1 protein-coding gene is annotated in these 1549 nt (G+C 72.7%); it reads left to right on the top strand.

Annotated elements, in window-relative coordinates:
- Positions 1-1549: hypothetical protein (locus tag Ari01nite_RS49350; RefSeq protein WP_203791677.1), on the top strand; the 1549-nt coding region annotated here is incomplete at both ends.

Here is a 1549-nt window from a genome sequence, read left to right as displayed (position 1 = left end):
TGCCGAGGCCTTGGTCGAGACCCTGCTCCCCGAGGAACGGCGCGCTCTGCACACGGAGTTGGCCGAGACCGCTACCGACCCGATCGACCGCGCCGACCACTACTACCAGGCGGGAATGCTCGGGCCGGCCTACCGCTGGGCCTTGCGCGCCGCCGAAGCGGCCGAGGCGAGCGGCGGCGCCTCGGAGTCGGTACGCCTACTACGCCGGGCGGTGCGGCTGCGCCCGGCCGACGCCGAGGTGTCAGCTGTAGACCTGCTGCACCGCATCCGCCGAGCCGCGCAACGAGCAGGCCAGGCCGCTGGTGAGCTGTCGGCAATCGACGACCTTCTCGCCTGCGTCGATCGCGGGGATCAGCCGTTGACCTGCGCCGAACTGCTGGTGAGGCGCACGTTCCTGCGTTTCGCGCTCGGCATCGAGTTCGCCGGGGTGGCCGGTGCGCGTGAGGCCGAGCGTCTCTGTGCGGGGCGGCCGGACAGCCGGGAGTATGCGCTGGCGACGGCCGAGCTGGCCGCCGACCTGCTGTGGCATGGAGACGTATCGGGGATCGCGAAGGCGGGGGAGGCTCTGCGTCTGGCCCGGGTCGGCGGCTGGCCGGAGCCGGTCGGGTGGGCCCTGGCCGCCGTATCGATTGCCCGCAAGATGATCGGTGACCTCGCCGGTGCGGCCGAGGCCGCCCGCGAGGCACAGGCGATCGGCGTCCGCAGCCACGACTCCGACCTCGCACTCAGTGCGACCTATCGGGTGGGCGAGATGGTGGACGGGCCGTCCCCGAAGGCATCCATCGAGGAGGTCCGCCGGTGCCGCGAAGACCTTGAGCAAATCGGTGCCCCGCATAGCCATGTCTCGGAGATCTGCTCGATCGAGGCCGAGGCCCTGCTCCTGGTTGGCGATTGGCGTACCTGCCTCGAGCGCCTCCGGGTGACCCTGGGAGCCCGGCCCAGCACGATGGCCGACGCGCGCTCTCGGAACACCGCCGCGCTGCTGGCCAGCCGGCAAGGGCGGCACGCCGAGGCCGCAGCGCACGCCGCACGGGCCGAAGAGCTGATCATGGATTGCGCCGAGTTCCTCGGGTTCCCGTTCGACGCGGTGCGGGCTGAACTCGCGGTGGCCGCAGGTGACACCGAGCGGGCCGTCGCCTGCGCGCTGCACGGCCTGAGCCTGGACTCGCCGCCGCAGAATTCCGAGGTCCTGCTGCCCCTCGCCGCGCGGGCGCTGGCGGACCTCGCCCAGGCATCGCGCGACCGGGGCGCGGACCCGGCTCCCGCGCTGCTCCGGCTAAGCGACCTGCGGGAGCAGCACCCGGAGATCATCACCGACCGCGGCGCAAAGCCGGAGTACGTCCGGCGGTGGATACACGCCATGCAGCAACTCGCCGACGCCGAGACGGCACGCGGTCGGCGCGACCCGGACGAAACCTCGCGCTGGCACCGGACCGCGGACGCCTGCCGCGAAGCCGAGGTGTTGTGGGACGAGGCGTACTGCTGTTGGCGGGAGGCGCAGGCGGCGCTACGAGACCGGTCGGCCCGCCAGCAGGGAACGGCCGCACTG

The organism is Paractinoplanes rishiriensis, assembly GCF_016862375.1.
GTDB classification, from domain to species: Bacteria; Actinomycetota; Actinomycetes; order Mycobacteriales; family Micromonosporaceae; genus Actinoplanes; species Actinoplanes rishiriensis.
The sequence above is the reverse complement of the archived record's forward strand: the minus strand, read 5'-3'. Positions and strand labels throughout refer to the sequence as shown.